This window comes from Chitinophaga sp. 01L420 (genome assembly GCF_056399985.1).
This window is the reverse complement of record NZ_JBFTSK010000031.1, coordinates 45,798-71,888: the sequence shown is the minus strand read 5'-3', so window position 1 is coordinate 71,888 and position 26,091 is coordinate 45,798. Positions and strand designations below refer to the sequence as shown.

The following is a 26,091-nucleotide window of genomic DNA, read 5'->3' as shown; positions in this document are numbered from 1 at the left end:
TTGTCAACGTGGATTAAATTGTCATTAGATTTAGAAACAGCTGGTGCCGTTTGTCTTCTTTAAATGGTTTTAATTGCGATGTTTAGAATTTTGGTTTTCTATTTTTACTGATGAATCAAAGTAAAAACACTATCATCAGGTCAACAACTATTACAGTTAAAATATAGAAAATAAAGGCGAAATAACCAAAATTATCTGGTTAGGGTATTTGATAATCAATTAGTTGATATTGTATATAAAATATTTATATATTAATAGAATGAAAGCATTTTGCACCCTTTTTTACAAGGCTTTGATGCCCATAATACGGTTTTCGAACTCTTCGCTGGGGATTAAAGAGCGCTTTTTGATTTTGGTTTTATAGGCGTAAATGGTATTAACAGAATACTCCAGGATACGGGCAATTTTTTCATTGTCATTGATACCTATCCGGATCAGGGCAAAGATCCGGATATCAGTATTCAGTAACTCATTCTCTTTTAATACCACCTGGTTCTCTTTATCAAAGAAAGCATTAAACTCTCCTACAAAGTGAGGGAATATTTTAAGGAACACCCGGTCAAAGTTGGTGAAGAGTTCTTCCCGCTCCTGCCGGATATTAATATTGTTTACCAGGAACTTTAGTTCATTGGGTTTATTATCGGCCAGCTTTTGTTCCAGGCTTTGTTTGAGCTTTTCTATTTTGCCGATATAGGTGGCATTGATATTAAAGCAATAGCCTACATACTCTTCTTTTATTTTATTGGCTTCCAGCAACTGGTTATTGATCTCCTGTTGTTTAAGATGGGCGGCGGTGATAATCCGCTGGGCTGTTTTAAGTTTTTGCACCTGCCGGAAAACGGTAATGGCCAATACTACCAGGGCTACCAGCAGCAGGGTAACAATGGCTGCGTAGATCAACAGTGACTTAGTTCTCTCTTCGGCAGTATTAATCCTTTCATGTTCAATAATGGGCAATATGCTGCTCACCATCACCTTGCGTTGACGGGCGCCATAAAACACGGCTTCTCCGATGGCTCTTTCAATACAGTGGGAAGCATTCTTGATATCGCCTCTTTCAAACAGCAGGGTAGCCAGACTGTAACTGGCCATTGTTTCTTTGGTAGAGGACCTGATATCAGCAATAGCGGATCTTGTCATGAGCGCAATAGCGGTATCTGTATTGTGCATGGCCTCATAAATAGCCCCCAATGTACAGGCAGATACGGCTAATCTCCGGTCGCCGATACCCGGTGCATCCAGGTTGGGATAGATGGCTAGTGCGCCGGGGATGTCTCCTAATTTAAATAGCTGTAGCCCCTTATTGTATCGGTACTCAAAGGAATTGACGGGTATCAGCTGCAATGCGGAATCAATATAGGTGCTGGCCAGCTTAATATAATCAGGTGTATAATACTTATCCTGGTTATAGTCGGCCAAATCAAAGTAAAGCCGGCTTTTCATCAGGTAAAACTCAATTTTTAAACTGTCTGGTGCGCCGGTGGCGTCAATGGTATTGACAAAGGCGGTTGTTTCAGTAAACATACCCGATGACAATAGCACGTAGCCAATCTTTACTTTCGATTCTATAATAAGCACAGGATCATGCAGCTGTATAGCCAGTTGCTCCAGCTGCCGGGCATACACAAAAGCAGAATCAAAATTAAAAACCTTGTAAGCGTTATATAACTGCTGGTAGATGTGAAACCGCGCAGTGGTATTATTAGCTACGGCTGGTAGGCGGCGCTTTATACTATCAATATCCTTTAGTTTAATGGAATCGTAAATGGCTGATTTCTCCATGGCTTTATTGAGCTCCCGGAGCAAACTGTCCGTAGGCGTTTTGCCATAGGCGTGGGTAGTAATTAATATAAATAAAAACAGATAGCCCAGAATTCGATTCATAGCATGATTGAATGATAAAAGATCACAGGTCACCGCTAAATTTAAGCGACTTTTTTGATATAATATAAAGCGCCGGTTTATTTTAAACCGACGCCTGTTTATCATTCAATTTTGTTGTAAAAATGCTATAAAACCTTTTTTAGGGTATAATTATGATTACTTTCTATGGCTTTCATGTCTATATCCAACATCTTCAGTTCATTCTCATCTATTTGTTGAAAGCAGCGTTGCAGGTTTTTGTCTTTGTCCGGATTGAGCAGGATGACGGTTGCGCCAGGGTCGGCATGGGTACCATGCAGTACGGAATAGGTGCCTTCACTGGGAAAGGTCTGATTTTTTCCCTGGTAGGTTTCTTTCAGTGTAAACCGATTATCTGGTTGGCGGTGCAGGGCCAGCTCCGTCACAATACCTTCACAGTCTGCACAGGGCAAAGTACCGCTATATGTAATCCAAGTAGCCGTATCTGCACCCGTGGGGTTAATGCCCGAGCTATCTACAGCACCAGTATTAGTGCCGGCATGTTGACAGGCAACAAAGGCTACGCATACTAACAGTAATGGCAAGAGTTTCATAAAAGCAGGTTTTCTGTTCATAACAACCATTGCACCTTATTGTTTTTACGGGATCACGTCAAACACAAAGAACTGGCTTTCCTCTATGGCGGAAAAGTTATTATCTGCCACAAAAACCAGGCTTTGGTGTCCGTTAGGCAAAACAGGACCGAAGGTCACTCCTTCAATATTGTCTATATATTTTCCCAGGCTCACAAAATCCAGCAAGAGTTTTTTGGTGGCTGGTTTAAAATGCGTGTCTTCCCGGAGTGAGTTAACAGCACTGATATCAGTTGCCTGACTTACATCTGTCATAAAAACTTTAATGGTACAATCTTTTACGCCGGTAGAAAAGGATCGTTCTATTGTCAGCATTTTATGATCAGACAGTACCATGATATCGGATATGCCATTTACCTTAAAGGCATTGGCCGGACTGGCCGGGTATGCCACAGGTTCCAGTTTATAGGCATATTGCGCTACCGGCTGCCGGGTATTGTTATCATATTTTATGAGGCGGGTATAGGCTGTTGTGTCGTGTACATCTGCCCGTGGACCATCTTCATAGCGGGGTTCTTCCAGGCTCACAAACATATATCGGTACCCGGGCGTAAATCCGAGCCCTTCAAACACGCCATTTCTGCGCGGACCATTTTCAGTGGCCTGCATCCTGAATTGTGTGGGTAGTATGAAGGAATCAATGTATTGACCGGCGGTGGTGATTTCATATATACCGGGGTTGGCAAGGATGGTATCTTTTTCATTCACGATCCGCTCCCCTTCACTGCTCCATACCAGGCAATGTTTTTTAGCATTATATCTTAGCGCTTCCGGATCGGGAGTCAGCGCGGCATTTGTTTTACTGTCGGGATAGGCGTTGCCGTTAGGTTGCCGTAAAGTAGTGACAGCCGTAAATTGTACACTGTCAAAAGATTTGTCAGAAAAATAAAGCCGCGCCGTATAAAAGCGTGCAGGATTCAATGCTGAGCGGTCATCGCAAATGAGATAGTAATTGCCGGTGGTGGCATCGTAATCTATCCCGGACAAACCTCCGGTAACGGTACCGTTGTAGGGAAGGTTATGCGGAACAATATATTGACCTATGAATTTCAGCTGTCCGAAGCCATTGGCAGCAGTGGTGGTTTTACGGGAGGTACTGCAGCTGGAGATGAACAACAGCAAGGGTATACTCAGAAAAAGCAGGTATTTTTTCATGGCGGCAAGTTAGGAAATCTCCCGCATACCACGCAAGTAAGGCCAGCCCAAAAGAGCCAGCCTTTTCTCCATCTGACCAACTTATATAGCGTATTTAAGCTTTTATAAATAATTTGGCAATGGCATATACCTGGTCCATTGACAATGGTTCATCAAATGATTCAGACGCTCTGTCTGCGCCTATATTACCCAGCGCAGAAATATTTACACCCGCCTGTGAGGTTAATTCTTCACCGGCGTAAGTAGCATTTACCGCAGTAGTGGCAATGCCACTCTGATTGAGTGTGATCCATGGTTTCAGGGCAGTGGTAGCGCCAAACTGACCGATGGCGCGACGCATAGAACGGATATGCGAAGCATGCCTGGCTTCTACAGAGTGAATACTCAATGCGGCAGTTAACACTGTAGCATTGCTCTGAATATTACCAGCCTGTCCTTTATAAGCACGTACACCGGTATCTTCAAATGCCTGTGCAATGGCGAGGAACACATTGTAGTCACTGAAAACAGTAGGAAAAGCGCCACCGGCGGTGAAGTCAAACGTAGGACTGTCCAGTGAAGTACCCAAACTGCTCAATACACCTTTCAAAAATACGACGTGTGCATTTTCATGCTTTTGTATGGTTTGAATAGCTGCCTGTGCGGCCGGTGCAGTAATGAGACCAGCAGTATTTATGCCTTTTGTATAATATGCGGCTTCGAGGTATTCCAGTGTGAGTGCGTATTTCAACACATCCACGACAGAAGTACCGCTGGTTTGGGCATAAGCTTTGTTGAACATACTGCCGAGTGCAAATGGAATAGCTGCTAAAGCAATTTTACCGCTGAGGTTTGTAAATTGCTTCATGGCGTTACGGCGGGTATCCAGCCTGTCGTATACTTCAGGATCGATTTTTTCGATTTCCTTGAAAATATTGAGAAGATCCATATGATCAGAGTTTTAACAGGTGAAGTATCTTATTTCGGTAAAGTGTTGGTATCTATCTTGGTTTTAATGAAAGCGCCGGCCATTGCAAACACCTGTGCAGGTGTTCTCACCATATCCAAGCCATTGGCATCAATTACATCTGAATCAGCAAATGATCCCGGCGAAATGAGGTCGCGGATATACGCCGCATGACGTGCTTCTACGGACACGATTTTTCCTGCGAGTCCGAGATAAACCAATCCTGTTGGGGTTTTGGAGATGTATTGCGCGGCGCCGTTGTAAGCAGAAACACCGAGATCTTCAAATGTTTTAGCAGTGGCCAGTACACTGTCTCTTTTAGAAAAATCGATAGCACTGAAATTTACTTCGAGTCCAATAATTGCGCTGCTGCTTAACGCTGCTTTGAAAAATTCACGATGGCCGATTTCGTGATCCCGGATATTTTGAAAGAAATCCAGTTCAGTGGAGGTCATACCGGCATAAGGTGAATTCACTACCTGTGTGTAAAAGGCGGCTTCCAGTTGTTCCAGAGCATAGGCATAGTTTAACACTGCAACATCTCTGGTACCAAGACTTACACCATTGCTGCCCGGGTTGTTGTCATCATCATTTTTGTTACAACTTGCTACCACAGACGCTGCGGTAACAAGTGCAGAGCCCATACCCAGGTATTTCAGAAAGTTCCGGCGCTGCATATTGGGCATAACTTCCTTACCCCCATCCCGAGAGGGGTTCTTCATAATGTGCATAATGTAAAATTTTATGTGATGAGATAATACATGATCACAATGCTCTGTTGTGTAACAGTAGCGGGTTTCATAGATGCCGGCAGGTACGCTCGCGCTGACACCTGATCGTCATATACGGGGTCTTGTGAAATGCGGTTTTAAAAAAGAGAAAATATTTTCAGTGGGGGAAAAACAGCCTGGGGTAAAACAAAAATTCCTTGCCTAATATGTGCTGTGCAACATACTAAACAAGGAATAAGAAGGTGCAGCGTAATCCTATAAGGCCCTGCCTCTGATTATATTGACAAGGATTGCAATAATAGCCAGCACAAGCAAAGCATGTATTAATCCTCCTGCTGAATAAACAAAGAAACCAAGTATCCATCCTATGATAAGAATTACGGCGATTAAATAAAGAAGGCTGTTCATGTTTTAAGGCTTTGATTCAATTCTACTACTAAAAAATTTATGCCAAGAAGATAATCGCCTTGTTTACAGCCACCTCAGCATTGTTGACACTGCTGTGTTGTGGAAGCTTCTCCACCATCCGAGAAAAAAAAGGACGGGAATTATGACACTTCTCTCCGGAAATACTTTATGATAAAGGGTTTAGTAAAATGGATACATTTTTGGAAATGAAAAAGGTATATTTCAGCACCTATTTTTTTTAACCATAAATTTTTTGATTATGCTACAAGACGAAAAATTGGTAACCCTCTTAAGTGATCTCGTAAAAATCAATAACGACCGGATAGAAGGGTATAAAAATGCGAAGGCAGCCAGTAATGATGCAGATGTGAAAGCATTGTTTCAGCATATGATCAATGATAGTGTGAAATACGTAGCAGAACTGAATCAACAATTACTGGCGCAGGGAGCAGATGCAGAAACAGATACCACCATCAGCGGTAAATTATATCGTACCTGGATGTCTATCAAAACTACTTTCACCGGAACTGACAGATATTCCCTTTTCTCCTCCTGTGAGTATGGGGAAGATGCAGTACAACGCGCCTATGCAGATGCGTTAGGCAGTGACACTTCCATGCCTTACAGTGTACGTGAGCTCATCGCAGGCCAACAGGCCAATCTGAAGGAAGCGCACGATACCATTAAGAGTTATAGAGATGTAGTTAGCCAATAGGCATTTTGTGCATTCGGTTTGTGCCTGTTCTTTTTGTTCAAACCACTGCGGAAGGTGGTTGTTCAGGATAGCCATATTACTTTTGAATTAATGAGATTCCAATCATACTTATATTAATAAGTAATATGGCAACTACGGGATTTTCGGTACAGGGCTGCTTCAGCGTTTGAAGCAGCCCTTTTTATGGTCCTTAAGCAAGGTATTTCAAGCCCGTTCAGCCCCCAAAAGTGAATTAGGAAATGAGGGCCTGTTCAGTCGGTTGGTGGTTGTTCATTTTGTTCAGTTTGGTTTTGCCCTTTTTATATTCTGCACCGGGTGCTATCTTTATCCTGATTGAGAGAAGTAACTCTTGTATGACTTTTAACCTCCCCATGAAAAACGACAATAATAGTCAGGTGGTCTAACCAGCCACCTTTTTTTATTCTCCCGAGAAAGCGGGGTCCCAATCTTTCCAAACCGGTTCATAGCCTTGTTCTTTCAGCATTCCTGCTATCGCCGCCGCACTCCTCTCATCTGAAATCTCAAACTGCTCCAGTGACTGCGCATCTACTGTGTAACCGCCGGGATTGGTTTTGGAGGCCGCACTCATCGCCGTAATCCCCAGATGCACAATATTATTCCTGAACTTTTCCTCTTCCCGGGTAGAAATGCTCAATTCAATTTCCTGGTTCAATAAGCGGTAAGCACAAATCAACTGCACCAGCTCCCGGTCATCCATGACTACTTTAGGGGTAAGTCCGCCGGAAAAGGGCCGCAGCCGCGGAAAGGAGATGCTGTATTTTGTTTGCCAGTACTTTTTTTCCAGGTAACTCAGGTGCAACGCCGTAAAAAAACTGTCTGTCCGCCAGTCTTCCAGCCCTATTAACACGCCCAACCCCATTTTGTGAATACCCGCCCGGCCCAGCCGGTCGGGTGTTTCCAGCCGGTAGTCGAAGTTCGACTTCCGCCCTTTGGGATGGTGCTTTTTATAGTCGTCCTGGTGATAGGTTTCCTGGTACACCAGCACAGCATGCAAGCCTTCCGATGTCAACTCCCGGTAGTCCTGTTCGTCCATTGGTTGCACTTCCATGGAGATGTTTGAGAAATGAGGACGCAGCAACTGCAGCACTTTCTTAAAATAGTCCGTTCCTACCTGCTGATTCGCTTCCCCGGTAACAAGCAACACATGATCAAATCCCATTTCCTTGATAGCAGCAGTTTCCATCAATATTTCCGCAGGACTGAGGGTTTTGCGTTTGATCTTATTATCCAGGCTAAATCCGCAATAGGTGCAAATGTTCTGACACTCGTTAGAAAGATACATGGGAATGTACATCTGCATGGTATTGCCAAACCGTTGCCGGGTAAGGGCATTGCTGATGGCGGCCATCTGTGCCAGATAAGGCGCAGCTGCCGGGGAGATAAGGGCGGCAAAATCGTCCAGCGAGCGGCGTTGATTGTGCAGTGCTTGCTCTACATCCCTGGATGTTTTAGCATAGATACCGGCTTTTACCTCATTCCACTCATACTGATCAAATATGCTTTTAAACATGATGAAGGATTAATTAGATGATAAAATTGATTTATGCCTCATCCAGAAAGGCGATTAGCGGACTGGAAGCAACAGCATGGTGGCTGCTGCCAGGTAGCCCGGCTTCATAGGCCATGCGACCTGCTTCCACGCCAGCTTTAAAAGCTGCGGCCATCTGCACCGGATTCCGGGCAATGGCGATGGCGGTATTGACCAACACGGCGCTGGCGCCCATTTCCATGGCCTGTGCTGCATGTGAAGGGCTGCCGATACCTGCATCTACGATCACCGGAATATTGCTTTGTGCGATAATAATTTCCAGGAAGTCGAAGGTTTTTAAACCTTTATTGCTGCCAATAGGTGCGCCCAGCGGCATTACGGCCGCTGTACCCACTTCTTCGAGGCGTTTGCATAATACCGGATCTGCATGTACATAAGGCAATACCACGAAGCCCAGCTTTACCAGCTCTGTGGCCGCCAGTAAGGTTTCTATGGGATCCGGCATGAGATAGCGCGGATCCGGATGTATTTCGAGTTTTATCCAGTTGGTTTCCAGGGCTTCCCGGGCCAGTTGCGCGGCATATACCGCCTCTTTGGCGGTACGCACACCGGAAGTGTTGGGCAGCAGGTTAATCCGCGGATGTACCAGGTGTTGCAGCATATCATCTGCTTTGTTATCCATTTCTACCCGCTTCAGCGCTACTGTTACCAGCTCGCTGCCGGAAGCCAGCAGGGCGCTTTCCATGATGGCAGGAGAAGAAAACTTACCGGTACCGGTAAACAGCCGGGAACAAAACTGTTTGCCGGCAATGATTAAAGGCTCCATGTAGGGGTATGGTTTAACTGTTGATGAATATGTGCTACGATCGTTTGTTTGTCGCTGGCCTGGGTAATTAAACCGCTAACAGCTACGCCATGTACACCTGCTTCCATCAGCGCCGGAATGTCTTCCAGCAAAATGCCGCCGATGGCTATCAGGGGAATGGATATATTTCTTTGTCGCAATGCCTGTAAAATTTGTTGATAGCCACTCAGGCCGAGTATAGGACTTAAGTTTTGCTTGGTGGTCGTAAACCGGTAGGGGCCTACTCCCACGTAGCTGGCGCCATCTGCTACATGTTGGAGGATATCCTCCAGGGTGTTGGCGGTGCCGCCTACAATCATATTGTTGCCGGTAATGGCTCTCGCAGCAGCAACGGTCATATCCAGTTTGCCTACGTGTACACCTGCAGCTCCTACGGCTACCGCCACCTGCGGATAGTCGTTGATGATGAGCGATGCCTGGTAGCGGTCACAGATTTTTTTGACTGCTTCGGCAACCGGTAAAACGGTTTCCGTTGTTTCGTTTTTGATACGCAACTGTATCCATTTGCAGCCGGCATCGCAGGCTGCGAGGATATTGTCTGTATGAGCCGGTTGCGATATATAATGTAATGTGCTGATCATATGTGATGATATCCTGTTAATGATGAATGACTGGCGAGTACTTTCTCCGTATATATTTTCCCGTTAGCACAGGCATCATGTAATGATTGACCATGGGCTAAACTGGCGGTGATAGCGGCGGATAATACACAACCAGAACCGTGTTTGGGGAAAACCTCCCTCAGCACCGGCTTAAAAGTATGTATAACATCACCGGTGTATAAGGTATCATACCCCGGTTTATTTTTATGATGTCCGCCTTTCAGCAATACCGCGCAGCAGGCGGACAATTCCCTGGCGGCGGCTTCTCCGTCTGTAAGACCGGATAACATCAAGGCCTCATCGTAATTAGGGGTGAGCAGGTATATTTCAGACAGCAGCTCTTTCCATGCCTGTTGTTGTATGCTGCTGTGGAAAGTGTATCCTGCAGATGCTTTGAGCACAGGGTCCAGGATAATGCGGATGCCGGGAGACAGTTGTTTTACCTGTAGCACCAGTTCCTGCAAGGATTGTATATCTGCCATGATACCGATTTTACAATACTGCAATTTTGAGTTGCTCAGCAGGGGTTTTGCCTGTGCCAGTATATGCGTTACCGGTAGCCATTCTACTGATATAAACTGTTCGGGTGTTTGTACGGTAATAGCCGTGCATACGCCCAGTCCTGATACCCGGTGTTGCTCAAATGTTTTGATATCTGCCAGCAAACCTGCTCCCCCGCTGGGGTCCAGGCCGGCAAAGCTCATTACGTAAGGTCGCTCTTGTTCCATAATTGCTGAATGCGATAATAGTTGTCAACAGCCTTCGCTGGTGTTTCCCAGATGGCGCCGAGTAAAGCGGCGCCATCGAACTGCCATTGTTTTAGTAAGATGATATTAGTATGATCCACACCACCTAAAGCGAGTACGGGACGGTTGTCTTTATTGGTCAGCATGCCCCCTGCCCTGCCATGATAGCCGGGTTTGGAGATGCTGTCAAATACTGGGCTCAGCAGTAACGTGTTGTATCGTTTATCCGTTAACGTTATTTCGCCTGATGAATGAATACCTGTGCTGTATTCCTGATACAATGTGGTGGCGTGAAAAGTTTTCGCTTCTCCGCTCCAGTGTACCCCGGCAAGTCCGTATTGGGCTGCCAGTAATGGCTGATCGCGGATGAGCAGGCGATCATAACAGTCCGGGTTTATAGTATCCAGCAAGGCCATATACTGTTCGGCCGTCCAGCCCGGCTTCCTGAGTACTATGCGCGAAGCGCCGGCGGATAACAGCGCTGCTATTATCCGCTCTTCTTCGTGTAGTTGCTCCGGTGATGTGATAATCCAGATCATAAATAAATTTCACCACCTTGTTCTRCGAAGGCGGCGGCTTTTTCTTTCATACCTGCATCCATTGCTTCCTCGGCTTCCAGTCCTTGTTTGGCGGCAAATTCTCTTACTTCCTGGGTAATTTTCATGGAGCAGAAATTGGGTCCGCACATAGAGCAGAAATGCGCCACTTTTGCACCTTCTGCCGGCAATGTTTCATCGTGATAAGACCGTGCAGTTTCCGGATCCAGGGATAAATTAAACTGGTCTTCCCAGCGGAATTCAAATCTGGCTTTGCTGAGGGCATTATCGCGGTGTTGGGCGCCGGGGTGACCTTTCGCGAGGTCTGCCGCATGTGCCGCTATTTTATAAGTGATCACACCCTGACGTACGTCTTCTTTATCAGGTAATCCCAGGTGTTCTTTAGGGGTTACATAACAAAGCATGGCACAGCCGAACCAGCCTATCATGGCGGCGCCTATGCCGGAAGTGATATGATCATAACCGGGTGCAATGTCGGTAGTCAATGGACCGAGGGTATAGAAAGGTGCTTCATGGCAATGTTCCAGTTGTTTGTCCATGTTGATTTTGATCAGGTGCATGGGCACGTGGCCGGGACCTTCTATCATTACCTGTACCTGGTGTTTCCAGGCTATTTTGGTGAGTTCGCCGAGGGTTTCCAGTTCCGCAAACTGCGCGGCATCGTTCGCATCAGCGATGCTGCCGGGGCGTAGTCCATCTCCCAGAGAAAATGCTACATCATAGGCCTTCATGATTTCACAGATTTCTTCGAAGTGGGTATACAGGAAGTTTTCTTTATGGTGCGCCAGACACCATTTGGCCATGATGGAGCCACCGCGGGATACGATACCGGTTGTGCGTTTAGCCGTTAGCGGTATATATCTTAATAAAACACCCGCGTGAATAGTAAAGTAATCAACGCCTTGTTCTGCCTGTTCTATGAGGGTGTCGCGGAAAATTTCCCAGGTGAGGGCTTCTGCTTTTCCGTTCACTTTTTCGAGTGCCTGATAGATAGGAACGGTGCCAATGGGTACGGGTGAATTGCGGATAATCCACTCTCTTGTTTCGTGGATATTTTTCCCGGTGCTCAGGTCCATGATGGTATCGGCGCCCCAGCGGCATGACCATACTGCTTTTTCTACTTCTTCTTCAATGCTGGAGGTCACTGCGGAGTTGCCGATGTTGGCATTTATTTTCACGAGGAAGTTGCGGCCAATGATCATTGGTTCGCTTTCGGGGTGATTGATATTGGAAGGAATGATAGCTCTGCCGGCAGCAATTTCCTGGCGAACAAATTCCGGCGTGATATATTTCACGGGTGTGTTGGCGCCGAAGCTTTGTCCTTTATGTTGTTCCCACAGCGGGTTATTGGCTTCATATAATTTATCGGCGCACTGGTTTTCGCGGATGGCGATGTATTCCATTTCTGGGGTGATGATGCCCTGTTGTGCGTAGTATAGTTGCGTTACATTTTGTCCTGCTTTTGCGCGCAGGGGTTTATGTGTATGGCTCATCAGCGGCATTTTTCCGCCTTCTTTCATCAGTTCTCTCACGAGTGGGCTGGTGTATTGCGGCAGTTGTTCCACGTCTTTTCTCGCGTTGATCCATTCTTCGCGGATGCGGGGGATGCCGGTGCTGACATCGATATCGATGTTGGGGTCAGAAAATGCGCCGCTGGTATCGTAGATGACAACGGGTGCATTGGGAATGGACTCGCCATTTTTTCCGTGCATACGTGTATCCGTGAGCGTTACTTTGCGCATGGCTACTTTTATAGGGTGGATGCTACCGTCTACATAGATTTTTTCTGATGCAGGAAATGGTGTGCGGCTGATGGCCGCAGGCTGTTGTTGCATGATGTCTGGATTTTACAGATAGAAATGTTGGTTCCGTAGTTAAATACTACGGAAGAGGCTATACGAAATTTGTTGGAACGGGATTAACCGCCTTGTGTTGCCCGGATAATAGTAATACTATCCGCAGCCGATAACGATTGGTTTTCCCAGTGGATTTTGGGAATTACCTGGTTATTGACGGCTACCGCAATGCCTTTTTGAGCAGAGAGTTGAATAAACTGTAAGAGTGCAGCAATGGTTGTTCCTGGCTGCACCGCATAAAGTTTATTGTTTACATGCACTTCCATGATAAATTGGAATTTAGGTGAAACAATAAACTTTAAGGATGTGGAAAGATGAGAAAGGTTCAGTTACTTTTCCCTACGGCAGTATGAACTGCTTCAGGTACTGAGGGTATCATCTCAGTTTATCCGCTATACTAGTGGATAAACACCCCTAAAGTGTAGGCCTAAAAGTAATGCAAATTTTTAGAAATTACGAATTATGAATTACGAATTACGGATTTGTGGGTAGATAATAGTGGATGATCTTTTCACAAATCCGTAATTCGTAATTCATAATTCGTAATTTTAAATCATGGTAAGATTCAATTTAGTGTGTTTATTGATACTGGCCGTTGCTTGTAATGGGGCTAAGAATAAGGAGGTGGTGAAAGAGGAATTGCCGGATGATAGCAGCCTGGTAAGTATCGCAGACAGCAGTAATGCCGGCATTACTGACAGCATCGCTGCTGTTGCGGATACACTGCATGTGGATGCAGCTAAGCTCATAGGGAAATGGGTACAGCCTGTAGCAGGCCTGGATAAAGAAACACAGGGTTTTCAACTAAGAAAGAACGGAACCGCCAAATCCATTAATATGTATACGCTCGTATACGAAAAATGGAGGTTGACGCACGACACCTTACTATTATGGAATCATTCCGAAGGTGTAAAGGACACATCCACTATTGTGGATACTACTATTATTAAAGAGCTGTCGGATACTTCACTGGTATTATTCCCGGTTAAAGCCGCAGAGGGCTATATAGAAAAGTACCGCAAGCATAATTAAAATCAATTGTACAGCTGCCAGAGTCCTACCAGGCAGGCTACTACAGCCATAAATATACCGGCGGCAGCGAGTTGCATATCGTCAATATTTTTTCTTCCTATAAATAAGGATATCAAACCTATGATGATCGCTACTGAACCTGCGGTGACAGCATAGGAGGGCGTTTTGGTGCTAAAGGCAAATGCGGCCGATAGTACACCGATTATGAGCGCTGATATACAGGCTGTTTTTGTTAAGGCTGTTGAGTGTTGCATATGTATTCGTATTTTGAAAACAGGTGAAGGAATAATTTGTTTATCGTTTATAGGTTGTTATGTTGACTGCTTACATTTTCTTCCAGGACCCTGGTATGTTCCCAGGGTACTTTTAACAAGGCGCCTATTTCCTGGTAGCGGGCATCCTGGTATTCATCTAATCCGTAGCGTATGGCAAGGGTATCCGGTACTTTAACGAAAGTGCCGAACAAACGGTCCCAGATAGAGAATATATTGGCGTAGTTAGCGTCTGTTTCCGGCTGGTAATGGCTGTGATGTACCTTGTGCATGTCTGGTGATACAATTATCCAGCTAAGTGCATTATCCAACCATTTGGGCAGGTGAATATTAGCATGATTGAACTGCGACATTAATGCCGACAGGCTCTGGTAAAACATCACCATCCAGAAAGGTACTCCCATAGCAACGATGGCTATAAAGAGGGCGATTACCCTGAACAGGCTTTCCACCGGATGATGCCGGAGGGCGGTGGTAGCATCTATCTGCGTATCTATATGATGTATTTTATGAAATTGCCACATCCAGCCGGTTTTGTGCTGCACCCAATGTATGAGCCAGGCGCCGATGAAATCGAGCATCAGCAGGGCGAGTATGGTATGAAGCCATAAAGGAAGCTGCGTCAGGTAAAGGAGGCCAAAGCGGTGGGCGCTGGTCCATAGGGATGCTTTTACAATAAGGAAGGCCAGCCCGGTGTTCACAATCACGGTGGTGAGTGTAAAGAACAGGTTGGTACCCGCATGTTTATAGCGTTTGTTGCCGAAACGGAACCGGGGCGCCATGCCCTCAATGATCCATAACAGCAAGAGGCCGCTCATTAAAATAGCAGTACGATAGACGGACGGAATATGTTCAAAAAAGGTTACCATATGATGGTAAAATATATATAGTCGTATGTTACTCTGCGCTATGTTTGGTTCTCCTGACCAGGCCAACAAAATCTATACAGTGGATATGGGGAAGTGATCTTATATTATAATACACAGTAATCATATATGCGTTACTGTTATTATCCTTTCGTTACTGTCATGAACCTGCTGGTGTATTTCAACCACTGATTCCGGTTAAAAATTACAACTATTTGGGGAATAATAAAAGGCCTCTTTTGGGCCATAGACAAAGAAAAAAGCAACCTCTTTGTTAGAGATTGCTTTATGTATAAGTTTTTAGCTATAAGTATTTTTCTTTTTAGCATTTAGCTAACAGCAGCCGACTAGTTATTCAGCATCAGTGGCATAACCAGCATCAGCAGATCTTCGTTTTCTTCTTTTTCAGAAGGTCTGAGAATACCTGCTTTGGTAGCAGTAGCCAGGTCGATGGAGATTTCGTCGCCTTCTGCAGCGTTCAGCATTTCGATGAGGAATTTCGCATTAAAAGCAATTTGCATATCATCGCCGGTGTACTGGCAGTTCATACGCTCGTTACCTTCAAAAGAGAAATCCACATCCTGAGCAGATAACTGTAATTCGCTACCAGTGATGCTCAGGGCAACCTGGTTAGTGCTTTTATTGGCAAACACACCTACACGTTTTAAAGCGTTCTGGAAGTCGCTTTTCACCACGGTGAGGCGGTAAGGATTATCTTTTGGTATTACTACCTTATAGTCAGGGAAACGGGCATCAATAAGGCGGCAGATCATCTGGGCACCTTCGTGCTGCACGAAGAAGTGGTTCTGGCTATAAGCTATTTTGATAGGAGAATCGTTATCAGGCAGGGCAGATTTCAGCAGGTTCAGCGGCTTTTTAGGGACGATGAAGCTGTCTGCCTGCGGGCAGGTAACATCTGTTCTTACATATTTCACCAGGCGATGTGCATCGGTGGCTACAAAGGTGAGACTGTCCAGTGCAATTTCGAAGAACACGCCTGTCATAGCAGGACGGAGGTCATCGTTGCTCACGGCAAACAGTGTTTTATTAATAGCGGTTACCAGACCTGTAGCGGACATGGTAAAAGAAGTAGTGTCGTCAGCTGCCGGCTCTTTCGGGAAGTTTTCCGGGTTTTCGCCCATTACCTTGTATTTACCATTGTCTGAAGTAATTTCTACTGCGTAGGAGTTCAGGTCAATGTGGAAAGTCAGTGGCTGGTCAGGCAGATTTTTGAGAGAGTCCATCAGGATCTTCGCCGGAATACAGATACGTCCGGTTTCCTTGGCTTCTACCTCCAGCTTCACCCGCATAACAGTTTCCAGGTCAGTAGCAACTACAGTCAGTTCGTTTTTGTCAATCGAGAATAGGAAATCCTCCAGTATAGGCAATACTGTGTTAGAATTGATAACCCCGCTGATCTGTTGTAATTGTTTTAATAAAGTAGAGGAAGAAACAATAAATTTCATGATTTATATAAGTTTGCTTATCATTTTTTGTTGTTGGGTAACCTTGGCGTGCAAGCCCTGATTCACATAGTTACCTTTCATAAAAGGTCAAATGTACTGTAAACAAAGATAGAAAGTTTTGTCGTTCTCCCTAATTTCATCACATCTTATACACGAAGATAACGTGGTTTTACACAACGATTTGCAGGTATTCATACATTTGTTTTTAATATAATGCTAGATAGAAAGATTGAAAAGTGCCTTTTGTTTAGATGAGATGTAATAACTGCTATAGATTATTGATGAATGTRAAAAGAATTAGGGTATTCTTTTAAATTATCTTCAAATCGGTTACTTTTGCCGCGCTGAAAAAATATTCCAAACCAACAAAAAAAAGCAGGTTATGAAACTGTCTCATTTAGCCGAAACACTGATTGGATCCGAAATCATTAAGTTAGCAGCTGAAATAAAGGAGAAACAGGCCAAGGGTGAGAAGATCTACAATTTCACGATTGGCGATTTTGACCCGAAGGTATTTCCTATCCCGGTTGAATTTGAACAGGAAATCATAACAGCCTATAAGGAGCACCTCACTAATTATCCTCCTGCTGATGGTATCGCGGAGTTAAGACAGGCAGTAGGTGATTTTATAGCTGAGCGTGAAGGTCTCTCCTACGATCCTGCAAAGGAAATCGTTATTTCCTGCGGTGGTCGTCCTATCATCTACGCTACTTTCAGAACGATTCTGGATCGCGGTGAAAAAGTAGTGTATGCTACTCCTTCCTGGAACAATAACCACTACACCCACTTCCTGGAAGCGGAACACGTAGTGCTGGAAACCAAACCGGAAAATGATTTCATGCCCACTGCGGCTGAATTAAAACCACTCCTGAAAGGTGCTACCCTCCTGGCGCTTTGCTCACCGCAGAACCCAACCGGTACTGCCTTCGGCAAACAACAGCTGGAGGAAATCTGCGACCTCGTACTGGCAGAAAATAAAAGCAGGGGTGCCGACGAAAAGCCACTCTACGTATTGTTCGATCAGATGTATTGGGTACTCACTTTCGGTGAAACACATCACCACAACCCGGTGACTCTCCGTCCTGACATGCGCAACTACACCATCTTCATCGATGGTATGAGTAAAGCCTTTGCTGCTACCGGCGTAAGAGTTGGTTGGGCGTTAGGGCCTGCACACGTGATCGCTAAAATGAAATCCATCCTCTCTCACGTAGGTGCCTGGAGCCCGATGGCAGAACAAAAAGCTGCTGCCCGCTACCTGGTACAGAAAGAGAATGTGAATACCTACCTGAAACACTTTAAAGGTGAAATCGAAGAGAGACTGGTGAAAATCTACCAGGGCTTCGACAAACTGAAAAAAGCCGGTCACCAGGTAGAAGCCATTGCTCCGCAGGCTGCTATTTACCTCACCGTTAAATTTGACCTGGCAGGCAAAACAACGGCTGATGGTACAGCACTTGCAGATCAGGCTGCCGTTACTTCTTACATCCTGAATGAAGCTAAAATAGCCCTGGTGCCGTTCTATGCTTTCGGATCTGCTAAAAACTCCCCATGGTACCGCCTCAGCGTAGGTACCTGCGTGAAAGAAGAGATCCCGGCTATGCTCGAAAAACTGCAGGCAGCACTGGAGAAATTAAAATAAGTGTTAATAATTGGCCCCTGAAGGTCAGTGTATATTAGGAAAGAGCGAAGATGGAAGTGGATTTACCGCTTTTGTCTTCGCTCTTCTTTTTTCTCTGATCCTGACTTTCTGACTTTTACCATCGAAAAGTTAAATACCTGTTAAATGGTCAACTTTAGTTACTATATCCAAAAAAGTTCCTAATTTTGACCTTGAAACTAAAAAAGTCAAAAAGTTGATGCAAACAGAAGCTAAAGATGAAATGAGGGATAAGATCCTTGAGGCGGCTCTGAAGCGTTTTACTCATTATGGCGCTTCTAAAACAACGATGAACGAAATAGCAGATGATCTTCACTGCTCCAAAGCATCGCTGTATTACTATTTCCCCGATAAAAAAGCCATGCATACTGCAGTGCTGATGAAAATCGCGGAAGCCTATTTTCAGGCAATGGAAAAGGAAGCAAAGGAAGTGAAATCGGCAACAACAGCATTATATAATATCATCGACCTCCGGAAAGACTTCATCAGTAAATTCTGCCGGCTCGAAATATTTAAAATAATACAGGACAATTCGAAATTCTTTCTGGAAGAAAAGAAGAAAGCGAAACAACGTGAATTTAATATCCATACAGACATCATTAAAGCGGGTATTGCTTCAGGAGAGTTTAATGTAAAAGATCCTGTGCTAACGGCGGAAGTATTAGTACAGGCACTTATGGGCTTACGCTTTTCTGTTCCTGATCATATCCGGGAAGATATGGACCTCGATGATGAAATGATGGACAACATTATAGATAAACAAAAACAACTGCTGGAGATCTTCATTAAAGGAATAAAGGCGTAATAAACGGAAATCATGGTGGTGAGAGAACGGATACTGGAAACGGCACTGAGAATGTTCAGAACCTATGGTGTGAAGGGAGTGACTATGTTTGACATAGCACGTGATTGCGGTATCTCGAAGAAGACAGTATATGAGCATTTTGTAGACAAACAGGCGTTGATAGATGAGGGGATGCAGCAGTTGTTATCTAATCACATTAACTATTTCACAGAATGTCTGCAAACCACAGACAATGCTATTGAGGAAATGGTACGTAACATGAAATATGTTACCAACATGGCGAAGACGATGAATCCTGTAATGTTGCATGAAATCCAGAAGTATCATCCGGATACCTGGAAAAGCATACAGCGTTTTAAAGAAGATGGGATACTGTACAACATCAAAGAAAATTTAAAAAGAGGTATGACGGAAGGCCTATACCGTCAGAACCTGCATATAGATATTGTGGCACGAATGCGCCAGCTGCAGCTGGAAGCCGCATTTGATCCGATACAATACCCGGCAGATCAGTTTGAAATGCATGTGGTGATGGAACAGATAACCGCCCATTTTATATTGGGAATTGCCACTATTAAGGGACATAAACTGGCTAACCAGTACCTGCAAATAATAGACGAAGAATAAACTACTACGCTAACTGATTTAATTTATGAAGCGATTAAAGTTAACGCTTATCCTCTTGTTGGGGATAGGGGGGTATAATAGCTATGCCCAAACGCAGCTGACCTTACCGGAAGCACTGAAGTTTGCATTAAGTAATAACAAGCAATTGGCCAAAACCAGGATGGACGAAGAAATGGGTAAATATAAAACCCAGGAAGTCCGCTCCCAGGCTTTGCCACAACTGAATGGTAATGCCTCTTACACTGATAACCTGATGTTACAGAAGTCACTCATTCCGGGTGCTGTATTTGGTAAGCCGCCAGATAGTTCTATCCTGGTAGCTTTTGGTGTTAAATACAATGCTACTGTTGGCGCAGAGTTGAGCCAGCAGATCWTTAACCAGGCGGTGTTTACCGGCCTCAAAGCAGCTAAATCAGGAGAAGAGTATTATAAGATACAAACAGAACAATCTGTTGAAAACCTGATCTATAACGTATCTCAACTTTATTACCAGTTGCTCGTAACACAGGAAAAAATTATTACGACCAATAGTAATATAGAGAAACTCACACAATTGGTAAGCGCCACTAAATCACAGTTTGATAATGGGTTGGCCAAGAAAATTGACCTGGACCGTATCAAAGTGAATCTTACCAATTATGTTACACAACGCACACAGCTGCTGAACCAGTACGCTACGCAAACCAATAACCTGAAACGGGTAATGGGCATGCCGCTGCAATCTATGTTTCTGTTGCCACCTGCCTCTCTGAAGGATATTGAAAACAAGGCTGCAGGCGTATTACAGTACGATGATATGAACCTGGCCAACAGAACAGAATACAAATTACTGAAGAAGCAGGAAGAGTTACAGCTGTTTCAGAAGAAAGCTTATCTCGCAGAATACTATCCATCACTGTCATTATTTGGAAGATATTCCTACAACGGGATGAGTCAGCAATTCGCTTTTTCGAAAGATCCATCTAATTCTACCAGTTGGTTCGGTGCAGCCGCCATTGGCGTGTCATTGAAGATTCCCATCTTCGACGGTTTTGGCCGCCGCTCTAAAGTAAACCAGCAAAATGTTACACTGCGTCAGCTGGGCAAACAACTGGAAGACACGGAATTGTCGCTCAACACAGATTATGAAAATGCCAAACTGATGGTGCGTAGTAATTTATCTACCATCAGCACTCAAAGGGAAAATATGGACCTGGCCAACGAAGTATATTATTCTACACAGAATAACTACAAACTCGGTCTCGCTGGTTTAACGGATCTGCTGAATGCAGAAACTTCCCTGGCAGATGCACAGAACAGCTACAACGAGGCCCTGCTGCAGTATAAACTGGCAGAGCTGGAAATCATAAAAAGCAAAGGAAGTTTAAAAGACCTCCTCAACTAAACGTATAAACGAAAACAACGATAGACAATCAAACTATTTGCAGATGAAAAAGTTTATAATCTGGGGCGTAGTGACAATAGGTGCAGTGGTACTGATCATGTGGAAGCTCAACGCTAATAAAAAAGCCAACGAGGCCAAAACTGAATTCGTAAAACAAAGTAATATTGGCGATATCCCTGTGCTGGTGCAGAAAGTAACCCGCAACGATTTTTCACAGGGCTTCCTGGCCAATGGAAACTTTGCACCTGTTCGTGAACTGTCTTACCTGGCAGAAACAGCCGGCCGCATTACCAAATTGCTGGTAGATGAAGGTAGTGTAGTAAGACAGGGGCAACCTATTGCTTATATAGATGCACAGATCGTAAGCACAGATCTCGAATCTGCAAAAGCTAACCTCAACCAGCTGAAAGTAGATAAAGAAAGATATGAAAGCGCCTTCCAGACAGGTGGGGTTACACAAAAACAAATGGACGATGCCCGCCTGCAATACGACATCGCTAAAACACGCTATGAGGCTGCCAGCCGCCGTGTGAGCGATACGTATGTGAAGGCACCTATCTCCGGTATCATCAACAAAAAATACATTGAACAAGGTGCTTACCTTTCTGTCGGTAACAAAATGTTCGACATCGTAGATGTATCCCGGCTGAAACTCGCGGTATCTGTTCCGGAAGGTCAGGTGGTAACACTCAAAACCGGTCAGAAAGTAGCTGTCACCAGCAACGTTTTCCCGGAAACAAAGTATGAAGGTACTATTACTTTTATCGCAGCCAAAGGCGACAACTCCCTGAACTACCCCGTGGAAATGGAAGTAAGCAATGTACAGGGAAAAGACCTGAAAGCAGGTATGTACGGTACTGCGCACTTCGTGGATCCTAAAGCGGATAAAACTATTTTCATTGCACGCACTGCTTTTGTTGGTGGTGTAAACAGCAACGAAATATATATCATGGACGGTAATGTGGCCAGGAAACGTAAAGTGGTAGCCGGTCGTATTATCGGTGACCAGGTAGAAATACGGGAAGGGCTGAACGAAGGTGATACTGTTATCACAAGTGGTCAGATTAACCTGACAGAAGGTGCCACGGTAGCGGTTCAAGCCGCCACTAAGTAAGCGAGGAAAATGTATCTGGTGTTTGAACAAATTTTTGCAACATGAAGATTACTGAAGTATCGATTAAGCGACCTACGATTGTGGTGGTGGTATTTACCATCCTCACACTGTTGGGCGTGATGAGTTATAAATCGTTGAACTATGAGCTGTTGCCTAAGTTCAGCTCCCCTATCGTAACGATAGCTACTATTTACCCGGGAGCCTCTCCCAACGAGGTAGAGAGCAGTGTTACCAAGAAGATTGAGGATGCGATTGCCTCCATGGAAAAGATCAAAAAGATCACTTCCAAATCTTCTGAAAGCTTGTCTGTTATTACCGTTGAGTTGAATAACGATGCTAATGTGGATATCGCATTGCAGGATGCGCAACGTAAGGTAAATGCTATCCTGGCGGACTTGCCAGGCGATGCAAAACCACCTTCCCTCAACAAATTCTCACTGGATGATTTGCCTATCATGACGCTGTCTGCCACCGCTAAAATGGACGACAAGCAGTTTTATGACCTGGTAGATAAGAAGCTGCAACCTCTATTATCCCGATTACCGGGTGTGGCCCAGGTATCGCTGATTGGCGGCCAGGAACGCGAAATACAGGTGAATGTGGATCCGAAGAAAATGCAGGCATTTAATTTATCTATTCTGCAGCTGCGTCAGCTGATTACCAATGCCAACCTGGACTTCCCAACCGGTAAAGTGAAAACTGCCAATGAGCAGATCCTGATCCGTTTGGCGGGTAAATATAAAAACGTAGATCAGCTCCGCAACCTGGTGCTGCAAACAACAGAAAATGGTACACAGGTGCGTTTGACAGATGTAGCTGATGTACAGGATGCCCAGAAAGATGCGGATCGTATTGCCCGTGTAGATGGAGTGAGTTCCATTGCGCTGCAGGTGCAGAAACAAACGGATGCCAACGCGGTAACCGTGAGTGAGGAAATGAAAAAGACGATCGCTCAGATAGAAAAAGACTACGCTGCTAATGATCTGAAGATGCTGGTGGCAAATGATTCCTCCGACTTTACGCTGGAATCGGCCGACTCCGTAATACATGACCTTATCCTGGCGGTAGCGCTGGTGGCGGTGGTAATGCTGTTGTTCCTGCACAGTGTGCGCAGTGCCATCTTCGTAATGATCTCCATTCCGGCTTCCCTGATCGCTACTTTTATTGGTATGAAGCTGATGGGCTTCTCGCTCAACCTCATGTCTTTGCTGGGCTTGTCGCTGGTGGTAGGTATCCTCGTGGATGATGCCATTGTGGTACTGGAAAACATCTATCGCCACATGGAGATGGGTAAAAACCGTGTACGTGCTGCATTTGATGGGGTAAAAGAAATAGGATTCACCGTTACGTCTATTACATTGGTAATTGTGGTAGTGTTCCTRCCGATCTCTTTAACCAATGAGCTGGTGTCAAAAATTTTGCGTGAGTTCTGTGTGGTGGTAATGATTTCTACCATGTTGAGTTTGCTCTCCTCCTTTATGATTGTACCGTTGTTGTCTTCCCGTTTTGGTAGACTGGAACATATCACGGGGAAAAACTGGTTTGAGAAATTTATCCTCTGGTTTGAAGCGCAATTGTCGAAGTTCACCCGCTGGATGACAGATATCCTGCGCTGGGCGCTGGCACATAAAGCCATTACCCTGATAGTGGCGGTAGGCTTATTGTTCGCCTCTTTCATGCTGTTAGGTAAAGGATATATCGGAGGTGAGTTTATCCCGAAAGGTGACCGCGGGCAATTCATTGTGATGTTGGAAATGCCAAAGGATGCGTCTGTAGATCAGACTAACCTGGCTACCAGGACAGCTGAAAAATATCTCAACAAGAAACCGGAAATCACCCGTTTGATCACTACCGTTGGTCAAACCAGTGAAGATGGCTTTGGTAATTCACAGTCCACCGCCTATAAATCAGAGATCACCGTAATGCTGGTAGATCCGGAGAAACGTGCGGATGCTTCAGATATTTATGCGGCAAAGATTAAGAAAGAGTTGAAGAACATCTTACCGGGCGTTAAAGTGAAAACTACGGCAGTGAGTATCATGGGGACAGCGGAGAGAGCGCCGGTAGAGCTGATCGTAATGGGCACGGAACTCGATAGTGTAATGAACTACGCTAAAAGAGCGATGGATACCCTTAAAACCATCAGCGGTGCTACGGAAGTAAAACTGTCTGTAGAAGATGGTAACCCGGAAATCAACGTACAGGTAGATCGTGATAAGATGGCCGCGCTGGGGCTTACCCTGGATGCTGTGGGAGGAACCATGCAAACCGCCTTCAGTGGTACTGCAGATGATTCCAAAGTGAAATTCCGCCAGGGCGATTATGAATACGATATCAACATCCGTTTTGATGATTTCAGCAGAAAGAACCTGGACGATGTATCCAATATACAGTTCATCAATGATAAAGGTCAGTTGATTAAGTTGTCGCAGTTTGCAGCTGTAACGGAAGGTTCCGGCCCGAGTCACCTGGAAAGAAGGGATAAGAACACCTCTGTATCTGTGCAGGCACAGGTAATGGGTCGTCCTTCCGGTACCGTAACACAGGAGTTTACCGACAAGCTGGCTAAGATGGGTAAACCAACAGGTATCAGTTACCTGTTTGGCGGGGATGCTGAAAACCAGGGTGATTCCTTTGGTACACTGGGGGCGGCGTTGCTGATCTCTATTGTACTGGTATACCTGATCATGGTGGCACTGTACGACAACTACATCTATCCGTTTGTGGTACTGTTCTCTATCCCGCTGGCGATTATCGGTGCCTTGCTGGCACTGGCGTTGACCAACAATACGCTGAACATCTTCACCATATTAGGGATCATCATGTTGATTGGGTTGGTGGCAAAGAATGCGATCATCCTGGTGGACTTTACTAACCAGATGAAAGAGGAAGGCCAGAGTACGTATCAGGCGCTGATACATGCCAACAACGCACGTTTGCGTCCGATCCTGATGACCACTATCGCGATGGTGATCGGTATGTTACCTATTGCATTGGCAACAGGTGGTGTGGGTGCTATCAAAAATGGTTTGGCCTGGGCCATCATCGGTGGTTTGATCAGCTCCATGTTCCTGACCCTCATTGTGGTACCAGTGGTATACATGGTGGTAGATAAGGTGATGGCGAAGTTTGGAATTGGTAAGCTGTCTACCAAACGTTATATCAGACAGCGTATGGTGGCTGCTTATGAAGAAGTACCGCTAAGTGATATTCATTCGAATTAAAGATATGTTACTAACAGTGTAACAGTTGTAGGTTTAGGTAATAGCCGGGATAGTCATATCCCGGCTTTCTTTTTTCTTTGATATTAACAAGTAATTCTTTCCTTTTCACATTCCATTTTTATTTGCAGCGTATTACTTTTGCGGATATAAATTATCCTCATGAAAAAGTATATCCCCATTTTATCATTATTAGTGCTGCCATTTATTACGCAGGCCCAGCAAACCATTACAGGACTGGYATTACCAGAAAGCGTAGTAGCTTATAAAGGCGGATATTTTGTATCCGACATCGGGGCCAAACTCGATCCCACCGCCAAAGACGGTGATGGCGCTATCTCCTATGTGAACAGCGCAGGTAAGCTGCAGGAGTTAAAGTATTTTAATGATTCACTGAATGCTCCCAAAGGGCTGGAGATCATTGGTGATGTAATATATGTGGCAGATATTGACCACCTGAAAGGGTATAATATTTCCACCCGCCAAAAAGTATTTGATTTAAACCTGGAAGGAAAAGCGGTACTGCTGAACGATTTGAGCAAAGTAGATGATAGTTTGCTGGTGATAACAGACTCTTTTAAAAGTCATGCATTACTGATAAATGTACATACCGCTTCCTGGACAATACTAAAGGGAGATATGATGGTGCCCAATGGTATTTTATATAACGCGCAGCGGGACGAAGTATATGTATGCTCCATGGGTGCTGATTTAGATGGTACCGGTAAATTATTTTCAAAGAAGTTGCATGACGACAATGCCGCCTTTGAGCCGATGGAAGGTTCTCCTATAGGGCTTTTTGATGGTATTGTACAGTTAGATGATCACCGTTTGCTGGTATCTGACTGGATCACTATTAAAGATCCGGTGAAAGGTAATTTATATGTGTACGACCTGGATAAAAAGCAATACACAAAAATAGAGACGAAACGTTCTCCTGCAGATATCGCATTGGATGTAAAGAAGCATGATTTGCTGATCCCGCAATTGCTGGATAATAGATTGGAAATTGTATCACTGAAGAAATTAGGGTTGTAAGGCAGAGCGAAGCAGAAAGC

General features: G+C 44.8%; 25 protein-coding genes and 1 riboswitch. Of the genes, 9 read left to right on the top strand and 16 right to left on the bottom strand.

Going from position 1 to position 26,091, the window contains the following annotated elements; translation table 11 throughout:
• Nucleotides 1-282: 282 nt before the first annotated feature.
• The 6 genes from AC1DP6_RS25150 to AC1DP6_RS25125 form a co-directional block, all read right to left on the bottom strand.
• Nucleotides 283-1,884 (bottom strand): DUF6377 domain-containing protein, encoded by a 1,602-nt coding sequence (locus tag AC1DP6_RS25150; protein WP_477057301.1) that lies wholly within the window; start codon nucleotides 1,882-1,884, stop codon nucleotides 283-285.
• Nucleotides 1,885-2,009: 125 nt separating this feature from the next.
• Nucleotides 2,010-2,456, bottom strand: coding sequence for a copper resistance protein NlpE (locus AC1DP6_RS25145; RefSeq protein ID WP_477057300.1), 447 nt, complete (start codon nucleotides 2,454-2,456; stop codon nucleotides 2,010-2,012).
• A 45-nt stretch (nucleotides 2,457-2,501) separates the two neighbouring features.
• Entirely contained in the window at nucleotides 2,502-3,650 is a 1,149-nt protein-coding gene (locus AC1DP6_RS25140; protein ID WP_477057299.1) for an esterase-like activity of phytase family protein, read from the bottom strand.
• A 94-nt stretch (nucleotides 3,651-3,744) separates the two neighbouring features.
• On the bottom strand, nucleotides 3,745-4,578 hold the full coding sequence (locus AC1DP6_RS25135) for a ferritin-like domain-containing protein (protein WP_477057298.1): 834 nt from the start codon (nucleotides 4,576-4,578) through the stop codon (nucleotides 3,745-3,747).
• Nucleotides 4,579-4,607: 29 nt separating this feature from the next.
• Nucleotides 4,608-5,318: a ferritin-like domain-containing protein gene (locus AC1DP6_RS25130; RefSeq protein ID WP_477057297.1), complete on the bottom strand. Its 711-nt coding sequence runs from the start codon at nucleotides 5,316-5,318 to the stop codon at nucleotides 4,608-4,610.
• Between the two features lie 264 nt (nucleotides 5,319-5,582).
• On the bottom strand, nucleotides 5,583-5,735 hold the full coding sequence (locus AC1DP6_RS25125; protein ID WP_142684433.1) for a lmo0937 family membrane protein: 153 nt from the start codon (nucleotides 5,733-5,735) through the stop codon (nucleotides 5,583-5,585).
• A gap of 259 nt (nucleotides 5,736-5,994) precedes the next feature.
• On the opposite strand from AC1DP6_RS25125, the gene AC1DP6_RS25120 reads away from it, so the two are divergent.
• Nucleotides 5,995-6,450 (top strand): ferritin-like domain-containing protein, encoded by a 456-nt coding sequence (locus AC1DP6_RS25120; protein ID WP_441572845.1) that lies wholly within the window; start codon nucleotides 5,995-5,997, stop codon nucleotides 6,448-6,450.
• A 418-nt stretch (nucleotides 6,451-6,868) separates the two neighbouring features.
• Here AC1DP6_RS25120 and thiH read toward each other — a convergent pair whose 3' ends face one another.
• The 7 genes from thiH to thiS all read right to left on the bottom strand — a co-directional run bounded on the left by thiH (nucleotide 6,869) and on the right by thiS (nucleotide 12,852).
• Nucleotides 6,869-7,981, bottom strand: coding sequence for a 2-iminoacetate synthase ThiH (thiH, locus tag AC1DP6_RS25115; protein WP_477057296.1), 1,113 nt, complete (start codon nucleotides 7,979-7,981; stop codon nucleotides 6,869-6,871).
• Between the two features lie 31 nt (nucleotides 7,982-8,012).
• Nucleotides 8,013-8,786 carry a thiazole synthase gene (locus AC1DP6_RS25110; protein ID WP_441572847.1) on the bottom strand — a complete coding sequence of 258 codons (774 nt, stop codon included), beginning with the start codon at nucleotides 8,784-8,786 and terminating at the stop codon, nucleotides 8,013-8,015.
• Complete coding sequence (locus AC1DP6_RS25105; RefSeq protein ID WP_477057295.1) at nucleotides 8,774-9,406, bottom strand: thiamine phosphate synthase; 633 nt, start codon at nucleotides 9,404-9,406, stop codon at nucleotides 8,774-8,776. Before AC1DP6_RS25105 ends, AC1DP6_RS25110 begins: the two co-directional genes overlap by 13 nt.
• Nucleotides 9,403-10,155, bottom strand: a complete 753-nt coding sequence (locus tag AC1DP6_RS25100) for a hydroxymethylpyrimidine/phosphomethylpyrimidine kinase (protein ID WP_477057294.1) — start codon at nucleotides 10,153-10,155, stop codon at nucleotides 9,403-9,405. The genes AC1DP6_RS25105 and AC1DP6_RS25100 overlap by 4 nt, the downstream gene beginning before the upstream one ends.
• Nucleotides 10,131-10,712, bottom strand: a complete 582-nt coding sequence (locus AC1DP6_RS25095) for a thiamine phosphate synthase (protein WP_477057293.1) — start codon at nucleotides 10,710-10,712, stop codon at nucleotides 10,131-10,133. The genes AC1DP6_RS25100 and AC1DP6_RS25095 overlap by 25 nt, the downstream gene beginning before the upstream one ends.
• Nucleotides 10,709-12,565 (bottom strand): phosphomethylpyrimidine synthase ThiC, encoded by a 1,857-nt coding sequence (gene thiC / locus AC1DP6_RS25090; RefSeq protein WP_477057292.1) that lies wholly within the window; start codon nucleotides 12,563-12,565, stop codon nucleotides 10,709-10,711. Before thiC ends, AC1DP6_RS25095 begins: the two co-directional genes overlap by 4 nt.
• An 83-nt stretch (nucleotides 12,566-12,648) precedes the next feature.
• Complete coding sequence (thiS, locus tag AC1DP6_RS25085; RefSeq protein ID WP_441572852.1) at nucleotides 12,649-12,852, bottom strand: sulfur carrier protein ThiS; 204 nt, start codon at nucleotides 12,850-12,852, stop codon at nucleotides 12,649-12,651.
• A 53-nt stretch (nucleotides 12,853-12,905) separates the two neighbouring features.
• Nucleotides 12,906-13,012: riboswitch (TPP riboswitch) on the bottom strand.
• Between the two features lie 129 nt (nucleotides 13,013-13,141).
• On the opposite strand from thiS, the gene AC1DP6_RS25080 reads away from it, so the two are divergent.
• Nucleotides 13,142-13,618 carry a lipocalin-like domain-containing protein gene (locus AC1DP6_RS25080; protein ID WP_441572853.1) on the top strand — a complete coding sequence of 159 codons (477 nt, stop codon included), beginning with the start codon at nucleotides 13,142-13,144 and terminating at the stop codon, nucleotides 13,616-13,618.
• 2 nt (nucleotides 13,619-13,620) lie between these two features.
• Here AC1DP6_RS25080 and AC1DP6_RS25075 read toward each other — a convergent pair whose 3' ends face one another.
• From AC1DP6_RS25075 to dnaN, 3 genes are all read right to left on the bottom strand, one after another.
• Nucleotides 13,621-13,872: a hypothetical protein gene (locus AC1DP6_RS25075; RefSeq protein ID WP_441572854.1), complete on the bottom strand. Its 252-nt coding sequence runs from the start codon at nucleotides 13,870-13,872 to the stop codon at nucleotides 13,621-13,623.
• Nucleotides 13,873-13,919: 47 nt separating this feature from the next.
• Nucleotides 13,920-14,759 carry a sterol desaturase family protein gene (locus tag AC1DP6_RS25070; RefSeq protein ID WP_477057291.1) on the bottom strand — a complete coding sequence of 280 codons (840 nt, stop codon included), beginning with the start codon at nucleotides 14,757-14,759 and terminating at the stop codon, nucleotides 13,920-13,922.
• Between the two features lie 344 nt (nucleotides 14,760-15,103).
• Nucleotides 15,104-16,222 (bottom strand): DNA polymerase III subunit beta, encoded by a 1,119-nt coding sequence (dnaN, locus tag AC1DP6_RS25065; RefSeq protein ID WP_441572856.1) that lies wholly within the window; start codon nucleotides 16,220-16,222, stop codon nucleotides 15,104-15,106.
• A gap of 382 nt (nucleotides 16,223-16,604) precedes the next feature.
• Here dnaN and AC1DP6_RS25060 point away from each other — a divergent pair, with 382 nt between their 5' ends.
• From AC1DP6_RS25060 to AC1DP6_RS25030, 7 genes are all read left to right on the top strand, one after another.
• Nucleotides 16,605-17,864 (top strand): pyridoxal phosphate-dependent aminotransferase, encoded by a 1,260-nt coding sequence (locus AC1DP6_RS25060; protein ID WP_477057290.1) that lies wholly within the window; start codon nucleotides 16,605-16,607, stop codon nucleotides 17,862-17,864.
• A gap of 217 nt (nucleotides 17,865-18,081) precedes the next feature.
• Nucleotides 18,082-18,687, top strand: a complete 606-nt coding sequence (locus AC1DP6_RS25055; RefSeq protein WP_477057289.1) for a TetR/AcrR family transcriptional regulator — start codon at nucleotides 18,082-18,084, stop codon at nucleotides 18,685-18,687.
• A 12-nt stretch (nucleotides 18,688-18,699) separates the two neighbouring features.
• Nucleotides 18,700-19,314, top strand: coding sequence for a TetR/AcrR family transcriptional regulator (locus AC1DP6_RS25050; RefSeq protein ID WP_477057288.1), 615 nt, complete (start codon nucleotides 18,700-18,702; stop codon nucleotides 19,312-19,314).
• A gap of 25 nt (nucleotides 19,315-19,339) precedes the next feature.
• Nucleotides 19,340-20,698, top strand: coding sequence for a TolC family protein (locus AC1DP6_RS25045; protein WP_477057287.1), 1,359 nt, complete (start codon nucleotides 19,340-19,342; stop codon nucleotides 20,696-20,698).
• A 43-nt stretch (nucleotides 20,699-20,741) separates the two neighbouring features.
• Nucleotides 20,742-21,812: an efflux RND transporter periplasmic adaptor subunit gene (locus AC1DP6_RS25040; protein WP_477057286.1), complete on the top strand. Its 1,071-nt coding sequence runs from the start codon at nucleotides 20,742-20,744 to the stop codon at nucleotides 21,810-21,812.
• A 41-nt stretch (nucleotides 21,813-21,853) separates the two neighbouring features.
• Nucleotides 21,854-25,036, top strand: coding sequence for an efflux RND transporter permease subunit (locus AC1DP6_RS25035; RefSeq protein WP_477057285.1), 3,183 nt, complete (start codon nucleotides 21,854-21,856; stop codon nucleotides 25,034-25,036).
• A 159-nt stretch (nucleotides 25,037-25,195) separates the two neighbouring features.
• Nucleotides 25,196-26,071: an SMP-30/gluconolactonase/LRE family protein gene (locus AC1DP6_RS25030; RefSeq protein WP_477057284.1), complete on the top strand. Its 876-nt coding sequence runs from the start codon at nucleotides 25,196-25,198 to the stop codon at nucleotides 26,069-26,071.
• Nucleotides 26,072-26,091: the final 20 nt, after the last annotated feature.

What these genes read in the sequence shown, in the direction of transcription:
- AC1DP6_RS25150 (WP_477057301.1), bottom strand. Translation starts at nt 1,884, where the DNA reads ATGAATCGAATTCTGGGCTATCTGTTTTTATTTATATTAATTACTACC.
- AC1DP6_RS25145 (WP_477057300.1), bottom strand. Translation starts at nt 2,456, where the DNA reads ATGAAACTCTTGCCATTACTGTTAGTATGCGTAGCCTTTGTTGCCTGT.
- AC1DP6_RS25140 (WP_477057299.1), bottom strand. Translation starts at nt 3,650, where the DNA reads ATGAAAAAATACCTGCTTTTTCTGAGTATACCCTTGCTGTTGTTCATC.
- AC1DP6_RS25135 (WP_477057298.1), bottom strand. Translation starts at nt 4,578, where the DNA reads ATGGATCTTCTCAATATTTTCAAGGAAATCGAAAAAATCGATCCTGAA.
- AC1DP6_RS25130 (WP_477057297.1), bottom strand. Translation starts at nt 5,318, where the DNA reads ATGAAGAACCCCTCTCGGGATGGGGGTAAGGAAGTTATGCCCAATATG.
- AC1DP6_RS25125 (WP_142684433.1), bottom strand. Translation starts at nt 5,735, where the DNA reads ATGAACAGCCTTCTTTATTTAATCGCCGTAATTCTTATCATAGGATGG.
- AC1DP6_RS25120 (WP_441572845.1), top strand. Translation starts at nt 5,995, where the DNA reads ATGCTACAAGACGAAAAATTGGTAACCCTCTTAAGTGATCTCGTAAAA.
- thiH (WP_477057296.1), bottom strand. Translation starts at nt 7,981, where the DNA reads ATGTTTAAAAGCATATTTGATCAGTATGAGTGGAATGAGGTAAAAGCC.
- AC1DP6_RS25110 (WP_441572847.1), bottom strand. Translation starts at nt 8,786, where the DNA reads ATGGAGCCTTTAATCATTGCCGGCAAACAGTTTTGTTCCCGGCTGTTT.
- AC1DP6_RS25105 (WP_477057295.1), bottom strand. Translation starts at nt 9,406, where the DNA reads ATGATCAGCACATTACATTATATATCGCAACCGGCTCATACAGACAAT.
- AC1DP6_RS25100 (WP_477057294.1), bottom strand. Translation starts at nt 10,155, where the DNA reads ATGGAACAAGAGCGACCTTACGTAATGAGCTTTGCCGGCCTGGACCCC.
- AC1DP6_RS25095 (WP_477057293.1), bottom strand. Translation starts at nt 10,712, where the DNA reads ATGATCTGGATTATCACATCACCGGAGCAACTACACGAAGAAGAGCGG.
- thiS (WP_441572852.1), bottom strand. Translation starts at nt 12,852, where the DNA reads ATGGAAGTGCATGTAAACAATAAACTTTATGCGGTGCAGCCAGGAACA.
- AC1DP6_RS25080 (WP_441572853.1), top strand. Translation starts at nt 13,142, where the DNA reads ATGGTAAGATTCAATTTAGTGTGTTTATTGATACTGGCCGTTGCTTGT.
- AC1DP6_RS25075 (WP_441572854.1), bottom strand. Translation starts at nt 13,872, where the DNA reads ATGCAACACTCAACAGCCTTAACAAAAACAGCCTGTATATCAGCGCTC.
- AC1DP6_RS25070 (WP_477057291.1), bottom strand. Translation starts at nt 14,759, where the DNA reads ATGGTAACCTTTTTTGAACATATTCCGTCCGTCTATCGTACTGCTATT.
- dnaN (WP_441572856.1), bottom strand. Translation starts at nt 16,222, where the DNA reads ATGAAATTTATTGTTTCTTCCTCTACTTTATTAAAACAATTACAACAG.
- AC1DP6_RS25060 (WP_477057290.1), top strand. Translation starts at nt 16,605, where the DNA reads ATGAAACTGTCTCATTTAGCCGAAACACTGATTGGATCCGAAATCATT.
- AC1DP6_RS25055 (WP_477057289.1), top strand. Translation starts at nt 18,082, where the DNA reads ATGCAAACAGAAGCTAAAGATGAAATGAGGGATAAGATCCTTGAGGCG.
- AC1DP6_RS25050 (WP_477057288.1), top strand. Translation starts at nt 18,700, where the DNA reads ATGGTGGTGAGAGAACGGATACTGGAAACGGCACTGAGAATGTTCAGA.
- AC1DP6_RS25040 (WP_477057286.1), top strand. Translation starts at nt 20,742, where the DNA reads ATGAAAAAGTTTATAATCTGGGGCGTAGTGACAATAGGTGCAGTGGTA.